Consider the following 22,446-nt stretch of genomic DNA (forward strand, 5'->3'; position numbering starts at 1 on the left):
GGGGTTTCGGGCACGAAGCCTTCGGTTATCCCAAATGGATGTGGTGTGACGGGGGCAGGGTAGTCGAGGGAGAAACTGTATACAAGTTTCCGGGGCCGGACGGCCGGCCCCGGAACGCGCCTCAGCCGATGGTGATCGGCGGCAGGGCGGGCAGTTCGATGTTGAGCTTCTCGGTCGGCGCCATGACTTCGGCCTCGCCTTTGACCACGGCCTTGCCGTCCTGATTGAGCACGGTGGTGCTGATGCGCACGCGGTTCTTCGGCAGTTTCTCCAGCACTTCCAGCTCTACTGTCAGTTCGTCGCCGAGCTTCACCGGGCGGGTGAAGCTCAAGTTCTGGCCGAGGTAGATGGTGCCCGGGCCGGGCAGGGTGGTGGCGATCGCTGCGCTGATCAGCGCGCCGGTGAGCATGCCGTGGGCGATGCGCTCCTTGAACTGGGTGGTGGCGGCGTACTCGGCGTCCAGGTGTACCGGGTTGCGGTCGCCGGAGACCTCGGCGAACAACTGGATGTCACGCTCGGTGACGCTGCGCTGGAAGTTGGCCTTCTGGCCGACTTCGAGTTCTTCGTAAGGGACGTTCTGCACGGAAGTCATAGGGGCTCCTCGGTTCTCTCGACCTGCGGGACGGGGCAGTGCGCCGCCAGCCAGTCGATCAGGTTGCGGGTGACCTCGTCGCGGTTGCTCTCGTTGAACAACTCGTGGCGAGCGTCGGGATAAATCTTCAGTTGGACGTCACGAACCCCGGCCCGGGTCATCGCCTGGGCAAGATCGTTCAGGCGCTTGCCCTGGCTCACGGGGTCGCGCTCACCGCCGATCACCATCACCGGCAGGTCGCTGCGGATGCGCGACAGGTGCTCGACGGGCGTTATATCCGCCAGACCGCCGAGCAGGTCCACCCATAGCTGGTTGCTGCAGCGGAAGCCGCAGAGCGGATCGGCGACGTATTTGTCGACTTCAACGGGGTCTCGGCTGAGCCAGTCAAAGGCGGTGCGGTTGGGTTTGAAGGCCTTGTTGAACGAGCCGAAGGACAGGAAGTCGATCACCGCGCTGCGCCCCAGCGGGCCCTGGCGCCAGCGCTCGAAGCGGGCGATCACGCGGGCGCTCTTGTACAGCCCTACCGGCTGGTAGTTGGAACCGGACAGCACCGCCGCCTTCACGCTGGCGCTGTGTTGCATCAGGTAGGCGCTGCCGATGTAGCTGCCCATGCTGTGGCCGAGCAGGATGATCGGCAGGTCCGGGTGTTCCTCGCGCACATGCTGATTCAGGGTATGCAGGTCGCCGATCACCTTGCCCCAGCCCCCACGGTCGGCGTAGTGGCCCAGCTCGCCGTTCTCGGCGGTGCGGCCGTGGCCGCGCTGGTCGATGGCGTAGAGGTGGTAGCCGGCTGCGTTCAGCGCAAGCCCCAGGCGCTCGTAGCGGCCGGCGTGCTCGGCCATGCCGTGGGACAGCATCAGGGCGCCGCGGGACGGGCCTTCCGGCGCCCAGTGGCGGGTGTAGAGCGGTGTCTCGTCGCTGGCGGCAAGCCAGTAGGCGGCGTAGGGCATGGGGTCCATCCTGTTTCTTGTTCGTCGATTCTTATTGGAATGGGGCCATGGAGCGGGCCAGACGGGGCGATTCTGCCACGCCGGGACATCTCCTGTATGGATTGCCGACAGCACACGGTCGTTGTCGTGTAAGTCCCGTCCTAGGCGGCCGTCGGCTCTATCCCGCGCCATGCCGGGATGGTGGCGCAAGATTCACGCAGTCTATGACGCCGCCTGGAGTCTTTGCGATGACCAAAGGAACTGCTAGCTTCCGTCGAATGACCGCAATGACGGTTCGGTTTCGCTCAGGTATGAGGACAAGAATAAATGCAACCTGATTTCTGGAACGACAAACGCCCGGCCGGCGTGCCCAGCGACATTGACCTGACCGCCTACAAATCGGTGGTGGAAGTCTTCGAGCGCTCCTGCAAGAAATTCGCCGACCGTCCGGCCTTCAGCAACATGGGCGTGACCCTGACCTACGCCGAGCTGGACCGCCTGTCCGCCGCCTTCGGCGCCTACCTGCAGAAGCACACCGATCTCAAGCCCGGCGACCGCATCGCCGTGCAGATGCCGAACATCCTGCAATACCCCATCGCCGTGTTCGGCGCCCTGCGCGCCGGCCTCATTGTGGTCAACACCAACCCGCTCTACACCGCCCGCGAAATGCGCCACCAGTTCAAGGATTCCGGCGCCCGTGCGCTGGTCTACGTGAACCTGTTCGGCAAGCTGGTGCAGGAAGTGCTGCCCGATACCGGCATCGAATACCTGATCGAGGCGCAGATGGGCGACCTGCAGCCCGCGCTCAAAGGGCTGCTGGTCAACACCGTGGTCAAGCACGTGAAGAAGATGGTGCCGGAGTACAACCTGCCCCAGGCCGTCTCCTTCAAGGCCGCCCTGCGCCAGGGCCGTGGCCATGGCCTGCAGCCGGTCAAGGTCGGCCTGGAAGACATCGCGGTGTTGCAGTACACCGGCGGCACCACCGGCGTGGCCAAGGGCGCCATGCTTACCCACGGCAACCTGGTGGCGAACATGCAGCAGGTGCACGCCTGTCTGCAGCAGCACGGCCCGGACGGCAAGCCGCTGATGCAGGTCGGCAACGAGGTGATGATCGCGCCGCTGCCGCTGTACCACATCTATGCCTTCACCGCGAACTGCATGTGCATGATGGTCAACGGCAACCACAACGTGCTGATCAGCAACCCGCGCGACATTCCCGGCTTCATCAAGGAGCTGAAGAAGTGGCGCTTCTCCGCGCTGCTGGGCCTGAACACCCTGTTCGTCGCCCTGATGGACCGCCCGGAATTCAAGGAGCTGGACTTCTCCAACCTGAAGGTCACCAACTCCGGCGGCACCGCGCTGGTCACCGCCACCGCTGAGCGCTGGAAGGCCATGACTGGTTGCACCGTGGTGGAAGGCTACGGCCTCACCGAAACTTCCCCGGTGGTCAGCACCAACCCCTACGGTGATGCCGCGCGCCTGGGCACCGTCGGCCTGCCGGTGCCGGGCACCGCGCTGAAAGTCATCGACGACGACGGCAACGACGTCGGTCTGGGCGAGCGCGGCGAGCTGTGCGTGAAGGGCCCGCAGGTCATGAAGGGCTACTGGCAGCGCCCGGACGCCACCGCCGAGGTCCTGGATGCCGAAGGTTGGCTGCGCACCGGCGACATCGCGGTGATCGACCCGGACGGCTTCACCCGCATCGTCGACCGCAAGAAGGACCTGATCATCGTCTCCGGCTTCAACGTCTACCCCAACGAGATCGAGGACGTGGTCATGGCCCACCCGAAAGTCGCCAACTGCGCGGCCGTCGGCGTGCCGGACGAGAAATCCGGCGAGGCCGTGAAGCTGTTCGTGGTGGCCCGCGAGGGCGGTGTGACCGTCGAGGAGCTCAAGGCCTACTGCAAGGAAAACTTCACCGGCTACAAGGTGCCCAAGCACATCGTGCTCAAGGATGCCTTGCCGATGACGCCGGTGGGCAAGATCCTGCGCCGCGAGCTGCGCGAAACCGCCTGAGGCGAGCGTGAATGAAAAAGGGGGCTGATCCACGATCAGCCCCCTTTTTTATGGGTGACGGATTGTTGGCCGGGGCCGCTCAACCACCACAGCCGCCGCAGCAGCCGTCTTTCTTGCGCAGGATTTCGTAGAGATCGTCCTTGAGCTGCAGCTTCTGCTTCTTCAGCGCCTCGATGGCGTCGTGGGAGGCAGGGGTGATGCCGGCTTCCATGTTCTTGATCTCCTGGTCGAGATCGTTGTGGCTATGGAAGAGCCTGGCGAAATGCGGGTCTTCAGCTTTCAGGCGGGTAATCTTTTCGCGGTATTCGGGAAACATGAGGGTTCTCCAGGAGAGTGCACCAGCACTTTGCGAGATCCCGACCCGGAGAGTGTTGAGGCAGATCATTGAAGACGCCGCGTGGGGCAGGGCGAAATCGCCTGATCGAACTCCGACGATATACCCTGTCACGGCGACCGGTCCGAGGAGCACTTTCCGTTCTTTTTTCCGGTTTCATTTCTCTGAAATCCACTTTGTCGGACAATCCAACAAGGCTGCGAGCCTTCTGGCACGGGCTTTTCCGACGAGTGGAGCGATGGTGACCAGAAAGCCTGTCTCTGGTCATTTTTCTTACTGACAAGGCTGTGTTTGGTGCTGGTCGCTGTTTCTCAAAGCTGATAATCTCGGCCCGCTTTTCGCTCCCCGAGCAGGGGAAAGCGACATAAACACAACAAAGAACCGCGAACGCGGTAAAGATGAGCTGTTGCTTAGGAGTGGGCTTCCATGACCGACAATTTCTGGAAGGACAAATACCCAGTGGGGATCGCTGCCGAGATCAACGCTGACCAGTACCCGAACATCCTCGCGGTACTCAAAGAATCCTGCCAACGTTTTGCAGACAAGCCTGCCTTCAGCAACCTGGGCAAGACCCTGACCTACGGTGAGATGTACAAGCTCTCCGGGGACTTCGCCGCCTACCTGCAACAGAACACCGATCTCAAGCCCGGCGACCGCATCGCCGTGCAGCTGCCCAACGTGCTCCAGTACCCGGTCGTGGTCTTCGGCGCCATGCGCGCCGGCCTGGTCGTGGTCAACACCAACCCGCTTTACACCGCGCGGGAAATGGAGCACCAGTTCAACGACTCCGGCGCCAAGGCGCTGGTGTGCCTGGCGAACATGGCGCACCTGGCCGAGGAAGTGCTGCCCAAGACCGGCATCCGCAACGTCATCGTCACCGAAGTGGGTGACATGCTGCCGCCGCTCAAGCGCTTCATCGTCAATTTCGTGGTCAAGAACATCAAGAAGATGGTTCCGGCCTACAACATCCCCAATGCGCAGAAGCTCACCGATGTCCTGGCCAAGGGCCGTGGCAAGGCGGTGAAGGAAGTCTCGCCGCACAACGACGACGTCGCCGTGCTGCAGTACACCGGTGGCACCACCGGCGTGGCCAAGGGCGCGATGCTGACCCACCGCAACCTGGTCGCCAACATGCTGCAGTGCAAGGCACTGATGGGCGCCAACCTCAATGAAGGTTGCGAGATCCTCATCACCCCGCTGCCGCTGTACCACATCTACGCCTTCACCTTCCATTGCATGGCGATGATGCTCACCGGCAACCACAACATCCTGGTGACCAACCCGCGCGACCTGGCCAGCATGGTCAAGGAACTCTCGCAGTGGAAGTTCACCGGCTTCGTCGGCCTGAACACCCTGTTCGTCGGCCTGTGCAACAACGAAGGCTTCCGCAAGCTGGACTTCTCCGCACTGAAGCTGACCCTCTCCGGCGGCATGGCCCTGCAACAGGCCGCTGCCGAGCGCTGGAAGGACGTCACCGGCTGCGCCATCTGCGAAGGTTACGGCATGACCGAAACCAGCCCGGTGGTCTCGGTGAACCCGTTCCAGAACATCCAGATCGGCACCATCGGCATCCCGGTTCCGTCGACCCAGTGCAAGGTCATCAGCGATGACGGCCAGGACCTGCCGCTGGGCGAGCGCGGCGAGCTGTGCGTCAAGGGCCCGCAGGTGATGAAGGGCTACTGGCAGCGCCAGGAAGCCACCGACGAGATCCTCGACAAGGCCGGCTGGCTGCGTACCGGCGACATCGCGATCATCCAGGAAGACGGCTACATGCGTATCGTCGACCGCAAGAAGGACATGATCCTGGTGTCGGGCTTCAACGTGTACCCCAACGAGCTGGAAGACGTGCTCGCCACCCTGCCGGGCGTGCTGCAGTGCGCCGCCATTGGCATCCCGGACGAGAAGTCCGGCGAGGCGATCAAGGTCTTCGTGGTGTCCAAGCCGGGCGTCACCCTGACCAAGGAGCAAGTCATGCAGCACATGCACGACAACCTCACCGGCTACAAGCGTCCCAAGTCCGTGGAGTTCCGCGACAGCCTGCCGACCACCAACGTCGGCAAGATCCTGCGCCGCGAATTGCGCGACGAAGAGCTCAAGAAGATCAGGGCCTGAGCCGATAGATAAGAAACCCGCCGCAAGGCGGGTTTTTTGATGGGGCAAGGAAGCCATGTCCCTTATCTGCCTGAGGTGAACGCCTTGAACACTGCCCTCCGTTTGCGCGCCAAGGTCCTGCTCCTGGCCATCGTGCCGATCCTCCTCCTGACCCTGCTGTTGTGTGCCATTTCCACCGTTGCCCTGAAGCAGCTGGCGAGCCAGCAGGAAGCGCAGATCCGCGAGAACCTCACCCAGGACCGCGAAGCCCAGTTGAAGAACTTCGTCGACGTGGCGCTGGCTGCCGTCGGCCCGGTCTACCAGGCCGCTACCCAGGGTGATGCCCAGGCGCGCGAACAGGGCATCGCGATCCTCAAACGTCTCGAATACGGCAAGGGCGGCTACTTCTGGGGCTACGACACCCGCTCCGTTCGCGTCTTCCAGGGCACCAGCGACGAGCGCCTGGGCGAGGACTTCAGCACCTATCGCGATCCCAATGGCGTCTACGCCATCCGCGAACTGGTGGCGGCGGGCCAGAGTGGCCAGCATTACGTGCGCTACAGCTTCACGCTGCCGGGCGGCAACGCCATCGTGCCGAAGATCGGCTATGCGCACTTCCTGCCCAAGTGGAACCTGGTGTTCGGCACCTCGCTTAACCTCGACGACGTCGAGCGTGAAGTGAAGGAGGCCGGCGCCGCCTTCGACGCCAAGATCGACAACCTGCTGCTGCTCATGGGCGGCGCGGCGCTGGCGCTGCTGGTGGTGATCGGCGTGCTCGCCGGGCTGTTCAGCCGCACCATCGTCCAGCCCATCGTGCAGGTGCGCGACAACCTCGACGACATGGCCGCCGGAGACGGCAACCTGACTCACCGCCTGAACCTCGGTCGCCATGACGAGCTGGGCGAGCTGGCCGGCTCGTTCAACCGCTTCGTCGAGAAGATCCATGTGCTGGTCCAGCAGGTCGCCGGTACCACCCAGCAGTTGTCCGGGCTGGTGGGCGACGTGGCCCACCAGGCGCAGCGCTCCGAGCGCGCGATGGATGGCCAGCGCCACGAGACCGACCAGGTCGCCACCGCCATCAACGAGATGACCGCCGCCGCCCAGGAAGTGGCGCGCAGCGCGCAACAGGCGGCCGATGCCGCCCAGCAGACCGATCGCGAAGGCCAGGCGGCCAAGCGAGAAGTGGACCTGTGCGTCGCGCAGATCAACGACCTGGCGGGCGAGGTGCGCAGCAGCAGCGACTCCCTCGACACCCTGCGCCAGGATGTTCAGGGCATCGTCGGCGTGCTGGAAGTGATCCGCTCCATTGCCGAGCAGACCAACCTGCTGGCGCTCAACGCCGCCATCGAAGCCGCCCGTGCCGGCGAGGCCGGACGTGGTTTCGCCGTGGTCGCCGACGAAGTCCGCGCCCTGGCCAGCCGCACCCAGCAGAGCACCGGGGAAATCCAGCAGATGATCGACCGCCTGCGCGGCACCACGGAAGGCTCGGTGAGTGCCATGCAGCGCGCCAGCGACATGGCCGAGCGCACCCGTGGCCAGGCGAACCAGGCCGGCCAGTCGCTGGATGCCATCGCCCAGCTGATCGGCACCATCAACTCGATGAACGCGCAGATCGCCAGCGCCGCCGAGGAGCAGACCGCGGTGGCCGAGGAGATCAACCGCAGCGTGCACCAGATTGCCGGGGGCGTGGACAGCGTGGCGGACGACGCGGCCAAGGGCGCGCGCACCGCGACCGAACTGAACGGACTGGGAGAGCGCCTGCGCCAGCTGGTCGGCCAGTTCCGCATCTGATCCGGCGGGGCGCAACGCCCCGCCAAACCGGGTCGCCAAGCAATCGGATTGGCGGCCCGTGCCGGTCTTTTGCGACAATTCCCGAATTGTCGCCATGACAGCCCATTCCAGGGACCGGCTCCGCACCTGCTCGCGCCGCTCCCGCCTGATGCCCGCGAAGCCGATGACCACAGACAGTACGCCGACCCCCGAACAGCTCCTGCAGCGCATGGATCACGCGATGATCCGCGACCGCCATCGCCTGCGCCGGCAGCTCCACGAACTGCGCAAGCACCCCGACGAGGCCAAGCTCGCCCAGTGGGCCGAGCGCTTCCAGGCCTCCTGCGCCAAGGCCGAGGCGCGTCGTGCGAGCATCCCGAAGATCCGCTACGACGACAGCCTGCCCATCGCCGCCAAGCGCGACGAGATCAAGGCCGCGCTGGAAAAGAGCCAGGTGGTGGTAATCGCCGGCGAGACCGGCTCGGGCAAGACCACCCAGCTGCCGAAGATCTGCCTGGAGCTGGGCCGCGGCACCCACGGCCTGATCGGCCACACCCAGCCGCGCCGGCTGGCCGCGCGCAGCGTGGCCACCCGCGTCGCCGAGGAGATCGGCACGCCGCTGGGTTCGCTGGTTGGCTACCAGGTGCGTTTCGAAGACCAGAGCGACGACAGCACACTGATCAAGCTGATGACCGACGGCATCCTGCTGGCCGAGACCCAACATGACCGTTACCTCGAGCGCTACGACACGATCATCGTCGACGAAGCCCACGAACGCAGCCTGAACATCGACTTCCTGCTCGGCTTCCTGAAGACCCTGCTGCACCGCCGGCCGGACCTGAAGCTGATCATCACCTCGGCGACCATCGACCTGGAACGCTTCTCCAAGCACTTTGGCGATGCGCCCATCGTCGAGGTCTCGGGGCGCACCTACCCGGTGGACACCTGGTACCGTCCGCTGGCGGCGGAAGTGGACGAGGACGGCGAAGCGCTGTTCGACGACCTCTCCGTGGACCAGGGCATCCTCCGCGCGCTGGACGAGATCGCCGCCCACGAGCGCGAAATCGGCAAGCGCCCCGGCGACGTGCTGGTGTTCCTCCCCGGCGAGCGCGAGATTCGCGACGCTGCCGACATGCTGCGCAAGGCCAACCTGCGCCATACCGAGGTGCTGCCGCTCTATGCGCGGCTGACGCCGGCCGAGCAGCAGAAGATCTTCGCGCCGATGCCGGGGCGCAAGATCGTGCTCGCCACCAACGTCGCGGAAACCTCGCTGACGGTGCCGGGCATCCGCTACGTGATCGACAGCGGCACCGCGCGGATCAGCCGCTACAGCTACCGCGCCAAGGTCCAGCGCCTGCCCATCGAAGCCGTTTCGCAAGCCAGCGCCAATCAGCGCAAGGGCCGTTGCGGCCGGGTCGAACCGGGCATCTGCGTGCGCCTGTACAGCGAGGAAGACTTCAACGGGCGCCCGGCCTTCACCGATCCGGAAATCCTGCGTACCAACCTCGCGGCGGTGATCCTGCAGATGCTGCACCTGCGCCTGGGTGACATCGAGGCCTTCCCCTTCATCGAGCCGCCGGACGGCAAGGCGATCAACGACGGCTTCACCCTGCTGCAGGAGCTCTCGGCGGTGAACCGCGAGGGCCAGCTGACGCCGCTGGGCCGCCAGCTGGCGCGCCTGCCCATCGACCCGCGGCTGGGCCGCATGCTGCTGGAAGCGGCGCAACTGGGCAGCTTGCCGGAAGTGCTCACCGTGGCCAGCGCGCTGTCCGTGCAGGACCCGCGCGAGCGGCCGATGGACCGCCAGCAGGCCGCCGACCAGGCACACGCGCAGTGGAAGGACCCGGACTCGGACTTCGCCGCGCTGATCAACCTCTGGCGCGGCTTCGAGGAGCAGCGCCAGGCGCTGGGCTCCAACCCGCTGCGCAACTGGTGCCGGAAGAACTTCCTGAATTACCTGCGCCTTCGCGAGTGGCGTGATGCGCACCGCCAGCTGACGCTGATCTGCCGTGAGCTGCAGCTGCCCTTCGGCTCCAAGTCGGAAGGCGCCCAGCGCAAGAGCGAGCCCGCTCGCGAACAGCCCAGGCAGCACGACAACCGTGGCCGCCAGCCGGTCGCCAAGGCGGACGAGCCAAAGGCCCGCGACATCGACTACGCCGCCGTGCACAAGGCGATCCTCTCCGGCCTGCTCAGCCAGATAGGCCAGAAGGCGGAGGAGGGCGATTACCTCGGCGCGCGCCAGAGGCGTTTCTGGATTCACCCCTCCAGCGTGATCGGCCGTAAGAAGCCGCAGTGGATCATGGCCGCCGAGCTGGTGGAGACCACCAAGCTGTTTGCCCGCATGGTCGCGAAGATCGAGCCGGACTGGCTGGAGCCGCTGGCCGGGCACCTGGTGAAGAAAAACTACCTGGAGCCGCACTGGGAAAAACGCCGTGGCCAGGTGGTGGCCTACGAGCAGGTCACCCTCTACGGCCTGATCATCATCGGCCGTCGCCCGGTGAACTACGGCCCGATCGACGCGCCGGTGTCCCGCGAGATGTTCATCCGCGAGGCGCTGGTGCGCGGCGAGATCAACAGCCGCGCCAAGTGCCTGGCAGCCAACCGCCAGTTGCTGGAGAAGCTCGACGAGCTGGAAGCCAAGGCACGCCGGCGCGACATCCTCGCCGACGAGGAAACCCTGTTCGCCTATTACGACGAGCGCCTGCCGGCAGACATCTACCAGTCCGCCAGCTTCGAGAAGTGGTACGAGCGTGAGCACAGGCAGCAGCCGGACCTGCTGATCATGCGCGAGGAAGACGTCCTCGCCCGCGACGCCAGCGAAGTCACCGCCGGCCTCTACCCGGACCGCCTGCGCCTGGGCGACCTGCAGCTGCCGCTCACCTACCACTTCGAGCCCGGCCACGTGCGGGACGGCGTGACCGTGCGCGTGCCGGCTCCGCTGCTGCCGCAGCTGCCCGCCGAACGCCTGGAATGGCTGGTGCCGGGGCTGCTGGAGGCCAAGTGCATCGAGCTGGTGCGCAGCCTGCCGAAGGCGATCCGCAAGAATTTCGTGCCGGTGCCGGACTTCGTCCGCGCCGCGCTGGGCAAGATGGTCTTCGCCGAGGGCGGGTTGTCCGAATCCCTCGGCCGCGAGCTGCAGCGCATGACCGGCAGCCGCGTACCGGAAGAAGCCTGGGCGGAGGCCGAGACTCAGGTGGAAAGCCACCTGCGGATGAACATCGAAGTGGTCGACGCCCGTGGCAAGTTCCTCGGCGAAGGCCGCGACCTCGTTGAACTCACCGCGCGCTTCGCCGAGGCCAGCCAGGCCGCGCTGGCGATCCCGCAGGCGGACAAGCCGCAGAAGCCGGTGGAAGCCAAGGGCTTTGGCGAAGTCGCGGAGAAGCTCCAGCAGAAGGTCGCCGGGCTGTCGATGACGGTCTACCCGGCGCTGGTGGAAGAGGCCGGCGTGGTGAAGGAAAACCGTTTCCCGACCCAGGCCGAGGCCGACTACCAGCACCGCCGCGCCCTGCAGCGCCTGCTGCTGCAACAGCTCGCGGAGCCGGCCAAGTTCCTGCGCAGCAAGCTGCCGGGCCAGACCGACATGGGCCTGCTCTACCGCGAACTGGGCCGCGTCGAGTCGCTGGTGGAGGACATCCTGCTGGCCAGCCTGGAGAGCGCCATTCTCGACGGCGAAAGCAACCTGCCGCGCGATGGCGCCGGGCTCGCGTCGCTGGCCGAGAAGAAGCGCGGCGCCTGGACCGAACACGCCGAGCGCATCGCCCGTCTGACCCTGGAAATCCTCAAGCTCTGGCACGGCCTGCAGAAGCGCTTCAAAGGCAAGGTCGACCTAGCCATGACGGTGCCGCTGAACGACGTGAAGGGGCAGCTGGCCAAGCTGGTCTACCCAGGCTTCGTCCGCGATACGCCGCTGGAATGGCTGAAGGAATACCCGCGCTACCTGAAGGCGGTCGAGCAGCGTCTGGACAAGGTCGCCGGGCAGGTCCAGCGCGACCGCGTGTGGAGCGGCGAGATGGCCGGCTACTGGGAACAGTACTCGGCGCGCCTGGCCAAGCACGCCCAGGAAGGCAAGCGCGACCCGGAACTGGTGATGTACCGCTGGATGCTGGAGGAATACCGCGTCTCGCTGTTCGCCCAGCAATTGGGGACGAAGGTGCCGGTGTCGGACAAGCGCCTGTCGAAGCAGTGGAGCCAGGTCGAGGCCTGACCTGTGGAGTCCCCTGTAGGAGCGCGCCATGCCCGCGATTCGCGCGCATGGCGCGCTCCTACAGGAAATATTCCGAGGTCAGTCGCGCTTGGGGATGTTCAGCCCGCGCTGCACCGCCGGCCGTGCGAGGAATTTCTCCAGCACACGCTTCACGTTGTGGAAGCTGTCGAAACCCACCAGATCGCCGGCCTCGTAGAAACCGACCAGGTTGCGGATCCACGGGAAGGTGGCGATGTCGGCGATGGTGTAGCGTTCGCCCATGATCCAGTCGCGGCCTTCGAGGTGGCGGTCGAGCACGCTCAGCAGGCGCTTGGACTCGTCCACGTAGCGCTGCAGCGGGCGCTTGTCCTCGTAGTCCTTGCCGGCGAATTTGTTGAAGAAGCCGATCTGGCCGAACATCGGGCCGATCCCGCCCATCTGGAACATCAGCCATTGCAGGGTTTCATAGCGGCCGCTGGCGCCGGGGGCGATCAGCGAGTCGGTCTTGTCGGCGAGGTAGACCAGGATCGCGCCGGACTCGAACAACGCCAGGGGTTTTCCGTCCGGGCCGTTGGGGTCGAGGATCGCCGGGATCTTGTTGTTCGGGTTCAGCGAGAGGAATTCCGGGGACATCTGGTCGTTGCGCTCGAAGCTGACCAGGTGCGGCTCGTAGGGCAGGCCGAGCTCTTCCAGCATGATCGACACCTTCACGCCGTTGGGCGTGGGCAGCGAGTACAGCTGCAGGCGGTCAGGGTGTTCGGCGGGCCATTTGCGGGTGATGAGGAACGCGGAAAGGTCTGACATGCATACTCCGGTCAGGTGAGCGGGATCTTGAGTCGGCCCTCAGGATAGCCCTCCGCGCGGCCACGGTCATGACCCGTGCGCGACAAACCGGTATGGTGCGGCCCTTAGACAAGCAACCGGCCCCCGACGCGGTCACCAGACAAGGAACCCAGCATGAGCCTGCAAGGCACTTACGATCCGCAGAACATCTTCGCCCAGATCATTCGTGGCGAGGCCCCCTGCTTCAAGCTGTACGAGGACGACGACGTGCTCGCCTTCCTCGACCTGTTCCCGCAGTCCTACGGCCATGCCCTGGTGATTCCGAAGAATTCCCCGGCGCGCAACATCCTCGAAGTCGACCCCGATGCACTGGCCAAGGTGATGCGCGTGGTGCAGCGCCTGACCGGTGTGATCGTCGAGGAGCTCAATCCCGATGGCGTGCAGGTCGCCCAGTTCAACGGCGCGCCGGCCGGCCAGACGGTGTTCCACATCCACGTGCACATCGTCCCGCGCTATGCCGGCGAGGGCCTGGGCATCCACGCGGCGAACAAGGCCGATGCGGGGGAGCTGGAGAAGCTGCAGGCGCGCCTCGTTGCCCGCCTGAACGGCTGAGGCGCACCCGGGCTGGCGGTTACTCGACCGCCGGCTTGATGTCGAAACCGGTGCGGTTGTCGCTGACGATGCGGAAGGCGTTGTTGCCGCCCGGCTCGAGCGGCACCAGCAATTCACGGCGCAGCATGGCCTTGCTACAAAGGCCGTCGCCGTCCTTGTCGCCGATGATGCCGACCACGTGCTTGCCCACCGGCACGTGGAAGCTGGCCGACTCACCCTTGCCGATGCGCGCGGCTATCTCATGGTCGATGGTGAGGGCGACGAAGCAGCCGCCGCCAATGTAGCCCACGTCGCGGGTGACATCGACCTGGACGCTGTCCTTGCCCGGTTGCTGGTAGGCCAGCAGGCGGTCGGTGGGGACGGGTTGGACTTCATCGCTCTGGTACGAAGCACAGCCGGAAAGCGCGAGCAGGGACAGGACGGCAAGGATCGAACGCATAGACTTCCTCCATGGACAATGCAGCCTAGGCTAGCCCATCCGACCGGTTTCCGTCGGCTGGGCTACGCGCTGTGGGAAATTGGAGTAGTCTTCAGCACATGTGATTCGGGCTGGAGTGCCCGAGTGCCGCCATTCAGGCCGATCCGCCGGGCGGTCGAGCCAAGGAGCAGGGCTGATGCACCGCAACAGCGATCCCGACCATCTGTTCGACTCCAGTGCCGGACCTACCGGGCTGGAAGAGGCAGACCATCGCCTGCTGATGCGGCTGATCTTCGGTTGCACCGGGGCGACCCTGGGGCTGTTCTCGATCCTGCAGTACCTCGCTGGCAATCTCTGGTTGGCTGGCGCTGAACTGGTCACCTGCGGGCTGCTGCTGTGGGCGGCGCACCGGCTGCAGCGTGTGCGTCGGCTGGTGCCGTGGATCATCGCCTACCTGCTGCCGACCTTCTGTTTCATCCTCTACATCATCGTCATGCCCAACGCCTCGGCGTCGGCCTTCGTTTGGGTCTACCTGATGCCGGTGATGGCCTACCTGCTGCTGGGCAAATGGCGTGGCTTCCTGCTCGCCGTGCCGTTCATGCTGATCGCCACGCTGATGTACCTGCACGCCAACCACCTGCGCCTGGATGCACCGGGGCTGATCGACATCGGCAACGGCATCTTCTGTGGCGTGCTGGTGATTGCCTTCATGCACGTCTATGAAGAGCGCCGCGCTGCCGCCTACAAGCAACTACGGCACCTGGCGCTGACCGATGCGCTGACCGGCGTGGCCAGCCGCGAGAGCTTCCAGCGTGCGCTGAGGCGCTGTATCCAGGAGGCGGCCCGCTATGAGACACGGCTGGTGCTGGTGGTGCTGGACGTCGACCACTTCAAGAACATCAACGACCAGTGGGGCCACGATGCCGGCGACAAGGCATTGCAGCACCTGTGCAACCGCCTGCGCCACCGCCTGCGCGCCACCGACCTGATCGGCCGGCTGGGTGGCGAGGAGTTCGGCCTGTTGCTGCCCTTCACCGATCGCTTCGACGCCAAGCCGCTGGTGGAATCCCTGCGCCGCGACATTGACGAGGCGCCGCTGATGTACCACGGAGAGCGCATCGAGATTTCCGCCACCTTCGGCCTTGCCGAGTGGCCGGGCGACGGTCTGGATGCCGATGAGCTTTACCGCTGCACCGACCGCCGCCTATATCGCGGCAAGGCCGAGGGGCGCAACCGGCTGGTCTACAGCGACCCCGCCTGAGCGCGCTTCGCTACCAGCGGCTCGGTGAGGCGCGCATAGGCCGTGCGTACCTGGCGCGCCATCTTCCGCTCCACCCATTCGTAGCTCAGCCAGGACAGCAGCAGGATCGCCGGTACGGCGACGCTCAGCGTCTGGTAGGGAGTCAGGCCCAGCCGCTCATGCAGCCAGTAGGCGGCCAGCCAGAGCACGATCACGTGCAGCAGGTACACCGAATAGGACCAGTCGCCCAGCGCATGCAGCACTTTGCTGCGCTCGAACAGCGGCTCCAGTGCCACGCACGCGGCCAGCAGAGCGGCGGCGGGCAGGCCCCAGGTCAGCAGGCGCCAGGGGTGATCGGCGGGGAACGCCGCGATAGTCGTCACCGCCAGGGCTGCCGTCACCAGTGCCAGCGGGCGTGGCCAGTTCAGCCAGCCACGCCGGTACAGCGCCGCCAGGCCCAGGCCGAGGAGGAACTCGAAGATGATCGGATTGCGGTAGAAGTTGCTGAGCCAGGGTTCGCGCGCCAGCACCTGCGCCACCAGCAGCACCAGGGCGGTCACCAGCCAGGGCCGCCAGCGCTCGGCGACCAGGAAGGAGAGGGCGAACAGGCCGTAGAAAAGCATCTCGAAATTCAGCGTCCAGCCCACCGGCAGCACCGGGTACAGGCCGAAACCACCGGGATTTTCGCTGGGGATGAACAGCAGCGAGAGCAGCAACGACTTGCCGCCGACGCCGTAGATCGGCATCACGTCGGCGAAGGCGTAGATGATCAGGGCGGTGATCGCCGTGTACAGCCAGTACGCCGGGGCGACACGGGCCAGGCGCTGGACCAGGAAGGTCACTGGTGACATCGGCCGGCCGGCACTGGAGAGGTGGATCACGAAGCCGCTGAGGACGAAGAAGATGTCCACCCCGACCTGGCCACGGGTGGAAAGGAGCTTGCCGCCGAGGCTGTCGGCGCGGAAGTCGAAGAACACTTGCATGAAGTGATGGAACACCACCAGCCAGGCGGCCAGTGCCCGCAGTGCCTGAAGCGAAACCAGCATGGGTGGGCGAGTCCTCCGTCGGTGGATAAAAGAAAGAGGCGCGACTTTGCGCGCCCCTTTCCTCGACAGTCGGGTGTCGCCGATCGTTCACCGGGCCTGCTGGACGGTCGCGGCCGGCATCGCCGGCTCACGTTCCAGGCGCAGGCACAGCAGCGCCGTGATGATGGCCGCCACCGGCAGCGCGGCGCCGACCCAGGGCAGCGCGGCGAGGCCGGGCCCGTGGTCGATGGTCATGCCGCCGAGCCAGGCACCCAGCGCATTGCCCAGGTTGAAGGCAGCGATATTGAAACTGGCCGCGACACTCTGGCCGGCGCCGTGGGCCTTCTCCAGCACCCACATCTGCAGAGGCGGCACGGTGGCGAACCCGGCGGCGCCGAGCAGAGCGATGAAGATGACCACGGCAACCCGGTTTTCCAGCGCGAAGCTCATCAGCCCCATGACCACCGCCAGCGCGACCAGGCTGCCGAGCAGGGCGGGCACCAGTTTGCGGTCGGCGAGCTTGCCGCCCAGCAGGTTGCCCAGCACCAGGCCGCCGCCGAACACCAGTAGCACCGGCGACACCGCACTTTCGGAGAAGCCGGCGAGACGGGTCAGCAGCGGCGACACGTAGCTGAACACGGTGAACACGCCGCCGAAGCCGAGCACGGTCGTCAGCAGGCCGAGCAGCACGGCCGGGCGCTTCAGCACGCGGAAGTCATCGCGCAGCTTGCCGGCGGCCGGCGGTGCGCTTTGGCGCGGCAGGTAGATCGCCAGGATCGCCAGGGCCAGCACGCCGATTCCGGTTACCACCCAGAACGCCGCACGCCAGCCATAGAGCTGACCGAGCCAGGTGCCCAGCGGTACGCCGAGGATGGTGGCGACAGTGAGGCCGGTGAACATCAGCGCGATGGCCGAGGCGCGGCGTTCGGCCGGCACCAGGCTGGTGGCGACCACCGAGCCGACGCCGAAGAAAGTGCCATGGGCGAAGGAGGTCAGCACCCGCGCTGCCATCAGCGTGGCGTAATCCGGCGCCAGGGCACAGGCGAGGTTGCCGAGGGTGAAGATCACCATCAGCCCGAGCAGGGTGCGGCGTTGCGGCCAGCGCGCGGTGAGAGCTGTGAGCAGCGGCGCGCCGAGCACTACGCCCAGCGCGTAGCCGGAAATCAGCAGGCCGGCGGCGGAGATGGACACGCCGAAATCATGGCCAACCTCCAGCAGCAATCCCATGATCACGAATTCGGTAACGCCGATGCCAAAGGCACCGGCGGTCAAGGCATACAAGGCAATGGGCACGTGGGCTCTCCCGGATGATTCGTAGAATGGCTGCCACCTTATCCCCGTGCGAATTACTGATATAGACTGCTTGTAAGCAAATCACCTATGAATTGAATTCAATATGGCCCGCCCTGACGTCAACCGCTTCGGCGAAATGGAAGTGTTCATCCGCGTGGTGGAAACCGGGGGTTTTACCGCCGCCGCGCAGCAGTGCGGGATGACGCCCTCGGCAGTGAGCAAGCTGGTGGCGCGCCTGGAAGATCGCCTTGGTGCGCGGCTGTTCAACCGTTCCACCCGGCGCCAGCAACTAACGGCTGAAGGCGCGGCGTTCTACGAACGCAGCCTGCGCATCCTCGCCGATCTGGACGAAGCCGAGCGCGAGGCTTCGGTCAGCGCCGAGCCGCAGGGCAGGGTGCGCATCAGTTGCAACCTGCCGGTGGGCCGGCAGTTCCTGATCCCGGCACTGCCGCTGTTCTTCGAGCGCTATCCGGGCGTCAGTCTCGACCTGCAACTGACCGATGAAGTGGTGGACCTGCTGGAAGTGCGTGCTGATGTCGCTGTGCGCAGCGGCCCACTGCGGGACTCGCGGTTGGTGGCGCGTTCGCTGGGGGAGTCCGGACACAAGATAGTCGCCGCGCCCGAGTATCTGGCGCGGCACGGTGCGCCGCAGCATCCGCGCGAGCTGGGCGAGCACAACTGCGTGGGTTTCAGCTACCGCCGCGTCGAGCCGGACTGGCCATTCCTGGACAAGCCGGCGGATGCCCCCGAACCCAGCGGCAACCTGCTGGCCAGCGACGGCGACAGCGTGCGCCACCTGGCGCTGGCCGGGTTGGGCCTGGCGCGTCTGGCAGAATTCCAGGTACGCGAGGATATCGCTGCCGGACGGCTGGTGGCGGTGCTGGAGGACTTCAATCCTGGCGACCGCAAACCCATGCACGCGCTCTACCTGGGCAAGCCGGGTCACCTGCCGGCGCGAGTGCGCGCGGTGCTCGACTTCCTCGCCGAGCACGTGCGCATCGACTGACTCAGGCGGCTTAGAGCAGCGCCAGGGTGTCTGCCGCGCCCATCATCTTTGCCGCGGCCAGCGCCGTCAGGCCGCTGGCGTCGCGGGCCTCGCGGTCGGCGCCGTGTTCCAGAAGGCAGCGCACGATCTCCGGGCGATTGAACATCGCCGCCATCATCAATGCGGTCTTGCCATCGGGGGAGACGCCTTCCACCTGCGCGCCCCGGCTGAGCAGCAGGCGCACCATCTCCAGATCGCCCTTGAAAGCGGCCCCGGCCAGCGGCGTCTGCCCGGCGTTGTTGCGCAGGTCCGGGTCGGCGCCGTGGTCGAGCAGCACGCCAACGGTGTCGTGGTGGCCGTAATAGCTGGCCAGCATCAGCAGGCTGTCGCCCTTGTGGTTGCGCAGGTTGGCCGGCAGGCCCTGCTGCAGCAGTTCGGTCAGGCGCGGGGTATCACCCTGGCGGGCCAGGTCGATCACCTGGTTGGCGAATTCCAGGGTCTGTTCGTCCATTTCCGGGCGGTTCGCGGCACTCATCCTGAAGTCTCCTTGGCAAAGTCGGGAATGCACTGAAGGATAAGGACTGGCGCGCTTCGGCGCGCCAACACTGTGCCTATGGTGACGGTGGAAAATTTCAATCCGTTGCTCCAGGGCAGGCGTGGCGTGATTTATGTCCATGATCTTGCGCAAATGCCGCCCTCGCACGGCGACTTTTCGGCGAAAATTGCAGCATAATCAGCGATCAGCGGTTGCACCTGGGGTGAAACCGCAAACCGCCGGGCGGGCAAAGGTGCCCACCGTCGGTGGGAGTGGCACACTGCCCTGTTGCGGGGATCGCCATCCCTAAGCCTTCGCGCCAGGACGCGGAGCGACGAATATCCAGTGCCGGCCAATGGGCGGGCACCTTGATGCCTAACCTTGCCGCCCGGCCCGGCGGCGCAGATTGAGAAGAGGATTGACCGTGCATAAAGTCGTGATCAGCGGAACCGGCCTGTATACCCCGCCGTTCAGCATCTCCAACGATGAACTGGTGGAATCCTTCAACAGCTACGTCCGCAGTCACAACGAGCAGAATGCCGAAGCCATCGCCAGGGGCGAAGTCGAAGCGCTGTCCGAGTCCAGCTCGGCGTTCATCGAAAAGGCTTCCGGTATCAAGAGCCGCTTCGTGGTGAACAAGGAAGGCATCCTCGATCCGCAGCGCATGGCGCCGCGCATTCCGGAGCGCTCCAACGAAGACTGGGGCATCCTCTGCGAGATGGCGACTGCCGCCGCCAAGCAGGCCCTGCAGCGTGCCGGCCGCACCCCCGAAGACATCGACGGGGTGATCGTCGCCTGCTCCAACCTGCAGCGCGCCTACCCGGCCGTGGCCATCGAAGTGCAGGCTGCCCTCGGCATCCAGGGCTTCGGCTACGACATGAACGTCGCCTGCTCCTCGGCCACCTTCGGCATCCAGGCCGCCGTGAACAGCGTGCAACTGGGCCAGGCCCGCGCGATCCTCATGGTCAACCCGGAGATCTGCACCGGCCACCTGAACTTCCGCGATCGCGACAGCCACTTCATCTTCGGCGACGCCGCCACCGCCGTGGTCATCGAGCGTGCCGACCAGGCCACCAGCGAGCACCAGTTCGACGTGGTCAGCACCAAGCTGCTGACCCAGTTCTCCAACAACATCCGCAACAACTTCGGCTTCCTCAACCGCGCCGCGGAAGAGGGCATCGGCAGCCGTGACAAGCTGTTCGTGCAGGAAGGCCGCAAGGTGTTCAAGGACGTCTGCCCGATGGTGGCCGAGCTGATCGGCGAGCACCTGGCGCAGAACGACATCCCGGTCAGCGACGTGAAGCGCTACTGGCTGCACCAGGCCAACCTGAACATGAACCTGCTGATCACCCGCAAGCTGATCGGCCGCGATGCCGAGGCCCACGAAGCACCGGTGATCCTCGATACCTACGCCAACACCAGCTCCGCCGGTTCGGTCATCGCCTTCCACAAGTACCAGGACGACCTGCCCGCCGGCTCCATCGGCGTGCTGAGCTCCTTCGGCGCCGGCTACTCCATCGGCAGCGTGATCCTGCGCAAGCGCTGATCGTGCCCGCCGACGACAGCGAGCTGTTGTCGCGCCTGCTGGCCGGTGACCAGCAGGCCTTCCGCACCCTGGTAGCCACCTACCAGGGTGCGATGCGCGCCGTGGCCATTGCCATCATCGGCGCCGCCCATGCCGATGAAGTGGTGCAGGATGCCTGGCTGGCCGCCGTGCGCAACCTCGATGGCTTCCAGGGGCGCTCCAGCCTCAAGACCTGGCTGCTGACCATCACCGCCAATACCGCCAAATCGCGCCTGCGCAAGGTCCGCCGCGACGTTTCGCTTGACGACCTGCCCGCGCCCCACGGCAGCCTCGACGAAACCCGCTTCGCCGCCGACGGCCACTGGAGCCCGGCGCCGCTGGCCTGGCACGAGGACTCGCCCGAAGCCCTGCTGGCCGAGGACGAACTGCGCCTGTGCCTGGAAAAGACCCTGCTCAGCCTCTCCGAACTGCAGCGCAGCGTATTGCTGCTGCGCGAACGCCAGGGACTGGAGTTGGAAGAGATCTGTAATCTGCTGGAGGTTTCGCTCTCTAATGTCCGGGTGCTGCTGCACCGTGCGCGACTGAAGGTGTTTGCCACCGTGGAGCACTTCGAGGAGACCGGGGAATGCTGACCTGCAAGGAACTGGTGGCACGCTCCAGCGACCTGCTGGACGAACAGCTGGGCTGGCGCGAGAAGTTGGCGCTGCGCCGGCACCTCCTGCTGTGCCGCAACTGCCGGCGCTATCTGCGACAGATGCGTCTGGCCCAGGCCACCCTGCGCCTGCTGCCGGACCCGCCGCGCCCCGACTCGGAACGCCTGGCCGACCACCTCGCCGAGCTGCGCCGCGACAGCTCGCGGCGCTGAATCATTCGGACCTGTGCAGTCGGCGCGGGATGAACACCTCGTAGCGTTTGCCGGATACGTCCGTGCGATGACGGTCCTGCAGCCGAATCCTCAGCCCAGACTTTGCGCTCGCCACGCATCCAACCCGCCCGACAGTGCCCACGTCCGCGGGTGTCCGAACGCCTGCAGCCGCTCCGCCAGCATCGCCGCGGAAAGCTCGTGGGGACAGGCGCAATAGATCACCACGTCCTTGTCCTCCAGGCTGCCACGCAGTTCGTCCAGCGCCCCGTCCAGGCGGAAGGCGATGGAGCCGGGAATCGCCTCGTCATCGAACTGCGCACGCACATCGAGAATCAGCGGCGGCTCGCCAGCGTCCAGGCGCGCGCGCAGCTCGTCGACGCTGATGCGCGGAATCCGCGAGGTGCGTTTGAGCAGGCTGAAGCGCTGCCAGAGCTTCCAGACGATGAACAGCGCGAAGGCGCCGAGCAACGCCGCGACGCCGACGCTGGCGTACTCGGTGAGCAGGTCGAGGATGCGGTCCACCGCGCTGCTGAAAATACTCCCGAGCAGCAGCGCGGAGCCCGCCCAGAGTGCCGCTCCGGCGCAGTCGTAGGCGAGGAAGCGCGGCAGCGGCGTACGCGTCATGCCGGCCATGGTGGTGGTCAGCGCGCTGGCCCCGGGGAGGAAGCGCGAGATCAGCAGCGCGCGCGGGCCGACGCGCAGATAGAAGCTCTGGCTCTGACGAATGCAGCTGTCCGGCGACAGCGAAACCTTGCACACGCTGCGCAGCATGAAGCCGCCATAGTGCCGCCCGGCGCAGAACCAGATCAGGTCGGCGATCAGGCAGGCGCAGACGGCCACTGCCAGTGCCTGGCCCAGCGGCACGCCGCTGCCTTGCAGCGCCAGGGCGCCGGCGACGATCAGCGCCGGGTAGGCCGGGATCGGCAGGCCCAACTGCTCGAGCAGGACGTTGAAGAACAGCAAGGTGAGGCCGTGCTGCTGGATCAGGGGTTGCAGTTCGTGCATGGGAAAGCCTGAGCGGGAACGGTCTTCCTGGGGAAGTCGACAGCATACCGGTAAAGCGGACTTCAGAAAGGCCTGAAGGCCTAGTGGGACATGGCTTAGGATCTTTATGCCATAAGGAAATCAAAAGTTCCTTTGTAATAAAAGTTTTATCTACGAGCAACTGATCTGAAATAACCCCTCGCCAAGATTCCCAGCAACACAAACGGGGGCCGCCAGAACGGCCTGTGCGAGTCCTTGGGGGGCGC

Annotated in this window: 18 protein-coding genes and 2 pseudogenes; 11 read left to right on the plus strand and 9 right to left on the minus strand. The window is 65.7% G+C overall.

The window, feature by feature from the left end; genetic code table 11:
- Nucleotides 1–121 precede the first annotated feature (121 nt).
- Complete coding sequence (locus IB256_RS02390) at nucleotides 122–592, minus strand: MaoC family dehydratase (RefSeq protein ID WP_138215376.1); 471 nt, start codon at nucleotides 590–592, stop codon at nucleotides 122–124.
- Nucleotides 589–1,542 carry an alpha/beta hydrolase gene (locus tag IB256_RS02395; protein WP_192401152.1) on the minus strand — a complete coding sequence of 318 codons (954 nt, stop codon included), beginning with the start codon at nucleotides 1,540–1,542 and terminating at the stop codon, nucleotides 589–591. The genes IB256_RS02390 and IB256_RS02395 overlap by 4 nt, the downstream gene beginning before the upstream one ends.
- Before the next feature lie 306 nt (nucleotides 1,543–1,848).
- Here IB256_RS02395 and fadD2 point away from each other — a divergent pair, with 306 nt between their 5' ends.
- On the plus strand, nucleotides 1,849–3,537 hold the full coding sequence (gene fadD2, locus IB256_RS02400) for a long-chain-fatty-acid--CoA ligase FadD2 (RefSeq protein ID WP_138215374.1): 1,689 nt from the start codon (nucleotides 1,849–1,851) through the stop codon (nucleotides 3,535–3,537).
- Between the two features lie 79 nt (nucleotides 3,538–3,616).
- Here fadD2 and IB256_RS02405 read toward each other — a convergent pair whose 3' ends face one another.
- Nucleotides 3,617–3,853, minus strand: coding sequence for a YdcH family protein (locus IB256_RS02405; protein ID WP_192291468.1), 237 nt, complete (start codon nucleotides 3,851–3,853; stop codon nucleotides 3,617–3,619).
- Nucleotides 3,854–4,297: 444 nt separating this feature from the next.
- Between IB256_RS02405 and fadD1 the strand changes: the two genes are divergently transcribed.
- The 4 genes and pseudogenes from fadD1 to hrpA all read left to right on the plus strand — a co-directional run bounded on the left by fadD1 (nucleotide 4,298) and on the right by hrpA (nucleotide 11,936).
- Nucleotides 4,298–5,983: a long-chain-fatty-acid--CoA ligase FadD1 gene (fadD1, locus tag IB256_RS02410; protein ID WP_192291466.1), complete on the plus strand. Its 1,686-nt coding sequence runs from the start codon at nucleotides 4,298–4,300 to the stop codon at nucleotides 5,981–5,983.
- Nucleotides 5,984–6,022: 39 nt separating this feature from the next.
- A pseudogene (locus IB256_RS30935) lies at nucleotides 6,023–6,895 on the plus strand (cache domain-containing protein); the annotation flags it as partial.
- Nucleotides 6,896–7,153: 258 nt separating this feature from the next.
- A pseudogene (locus IB256_RS30940) lies at nucleotides 7,154–7,753 on the plus strand (methyl-accepting chemotaxis protein); the annotation flags it as partial.
- A gap of 163 nt (nucleotides 7,754–7,916) precedes the next feature.
- Nucleotides 7,917–11,936: an ATP-dependent RNA helicase HrpA gene (hrpA, locus tag IB256_RS02420; RefSeq protein WP_192291462.1), complete on the plus strand. Its 4,020-nt coding sequence runs from the start codon at nucleotides 7,917–7,919 to the stop codon at nucleotides 11,934–11,936.
- A gap of 78 nt (nucleotides 11,937–12,014) precedes the next feature.
- Here hrpA and IB256_RS02425 read toward each other — a convergent pair whose 3' ends face one another.
- On the minus strand, nucleotides 12,015–12,719 hold the full coding sequence (locus tag IB256_RS02425; RefSeq protein ID WP_192291460.1) for a glutathione S-transferase N-terminal domain-containing protein: 705 nt from the start codon (nucleotides 12,717–12,719) through the stop codon (nucleotides 12,015–12,017).
- A gap of 153 nt (nucleotides 12,720–12,872) precedes the next feature.
- Here IB256_RS02425 and IB256_RS02430 point away from each other — a divergent pair, with 153 nt between their 5' ends.
- Nucleotides 12,873–13,310 carry an HIT family protein gene (locus IB256_RS02430; RefSeq protein WP_192291458.1) on the plus strand — a complete coding sequence of 146 codons (438 nt, stop codon included), beginning with the start codon at nucleotides 12,873–12,875 and terminating at the stop codon, nucleotides 13,308–13,310.
- A 19-nt stretch (nucleotides 13,311–13,329) separates the two neighbouring features.
- On the opposite strand, the gene IB256_RS02435 is transcribed toward IB256_RS02430, so the two are convergent.
- Nucleotides 13,330–13,749 (minus strand): 3-isopropylmalate dehydratase, encoded by a 420-nt coding sequence (locus IB256_RS02435; protein WP_138215369.1) that lies wholly within the window; start codon nucleotides 13,747–13,749, stop codon nucleotides 13,330–13,332.
- Nucleotides 13,750–13,924: 175 nt separating this feature from the next.
- Here IB256_RS02435 and IB256_RS02440 point away from each other — a divergent pair, with 175 nt between their 5' ends.
- A complete protein-coding gene (locus IB256_RS02440) occupies nucleotides 13,925–14,989 on the plus strand; it encodes a GGDEF domain-containing protein (RefSeq protein WP_081515850.1) in 1,065 nt (354 codons plus the stop codon).
- Here IB256_RS02440 and IB256_RS02445 read toward each other — a convergent pair.
- On the minus strand, nucleotides 14,971–16,014 hold the full coding sequence (locus tag IB256_RS02445; protein WP_192291456.1) for an acyltransferase family protein: 1,044 nt from the start codon (nucleotides 16,012–16,014) through the stop codon (nucleotides 14,971–14,973). The genes IB256_RS02440 and IB256_RS02445 overlap by 19 nt on opposite strands.
- A gap of 87 nt (nucleotides 16,015–16,101) precedes the next feature.
- Complete coding sequence (locus IB256_RS02450) at nucleotides 16,102–17,286, minus strand: MFS transporter (protein ID WP_192401156.1); 1,185 nt, start codon at nucleotides 17,284–17,286, stop codon at nucleotides 16,102–16,104.
- 103 nt (nucleotides 17,287–17,389) lie between these two features.
- Here IB256_RS02450 and IB256_RS02455 point away from each other — a divergent pair, with 103 nt between their 5' ends.
- Nucleotides 17,390–18,292, plus strand: a complete 903-nt coding sequence (locus tag IB256_RS02455) for a LysR family transcriptional regulator (RefSeq protein WP_192401158.1) — start codon at nucleotides 17,390–17,392, stop codon at nucleotides 18,290–18,292.
- A 10-nt stretch (nucleotides 18,293–18,302) separates the two neighbouring features.
- Here the strand turns inward: IB256_RS02455 and IB256_RS02460 are convergent, their stop codons facing one another.
- The gene (locus tag IB256_RS02460; protein WP_192401160.1) at nucleotides 18,303–18,806 is read right to left on the minus strand and encodes an ankyrin repeat domain-containing protein; all 504 of its coding nucleotides are present in this window, start codon (nucleotides 18,804–18,806) and stop codon (nucleotides 18,303–18,305) included.
- Between the two features lie 424 nt (nucleotides 18,807–19,230).
- Between IB256_RS02460 and IB256_RS02465 the strand changes: the two genes are divergently transcribed.
- From IB256_RS02465 to IB256_RS02475, 3 genes are read left to right on the plus strand one after another with little or no spacing between them, the layout of a single operon-like run.
- On the plus strand, nucleotides 19,231–20,352 hold the full coding sequence (locus IB256_RS02465) for a beta-ketoacyl-ACP synthase III (RefSeq protein WP_138215363.1): 1,122 nt from the start codon (nucleotides 19,231–19,233) through the stop codon (nucleotides 20,350–20,352).
- 2 nt (nucleotides 20,353–20,354) lie between these two features.
- A complete protein-coding gene (locus tag IB256_RS02470; protein WP_192291448.1) occupies nucleotides 20,355–20,963 on the plus strand; it encodes an RNA polymerase sigma factor in 609 nt (202 codons plus the stop codon).
- A complete protein-coding gene (locus IB256_RS02475; RefSeq protein ID WP_151188041.1) occupies nucleotides 20,957–21,196 on the plus strand; it encodes a zf-HC2 domain-containing protein in 240 nt (79 codons plus the stop codon). Before IB256_RS02470 ends, IB256_RS02475 begins: the two co-directional genes overlap by 7 nt.
- Before the next feature lie 90 nt (nucleotides 21,197–21,286).
- Here the strand turns inward: IB256_RS02475 and IB256_RS02480 are convergent, their stop codons facing one another.
- Nucleotides 21,287–22,201, minus strand: coding sequence for a DedA family protein/thiosulfate sulfurtransferase GlpE (locus IB256_RS02480; protein WP_192381073.1), 915 nt, complete (start codon nucleotides 22,199–22,201; stop codon nucleotides 21,287–21,289).
- Nucleotides 22,202–22,446 lie beyond the last annotated feature (245 nt).

The sequence above is a fragment of the Pseudomonas sp. PDM17 genome, from assembly GCF_014851985.1.
Lineage (GTDB): Bacteria > Pseudomonadota > Gammaproteobacteria > Pseudomonadales > Pseudomonadaceae > Pseudomonas.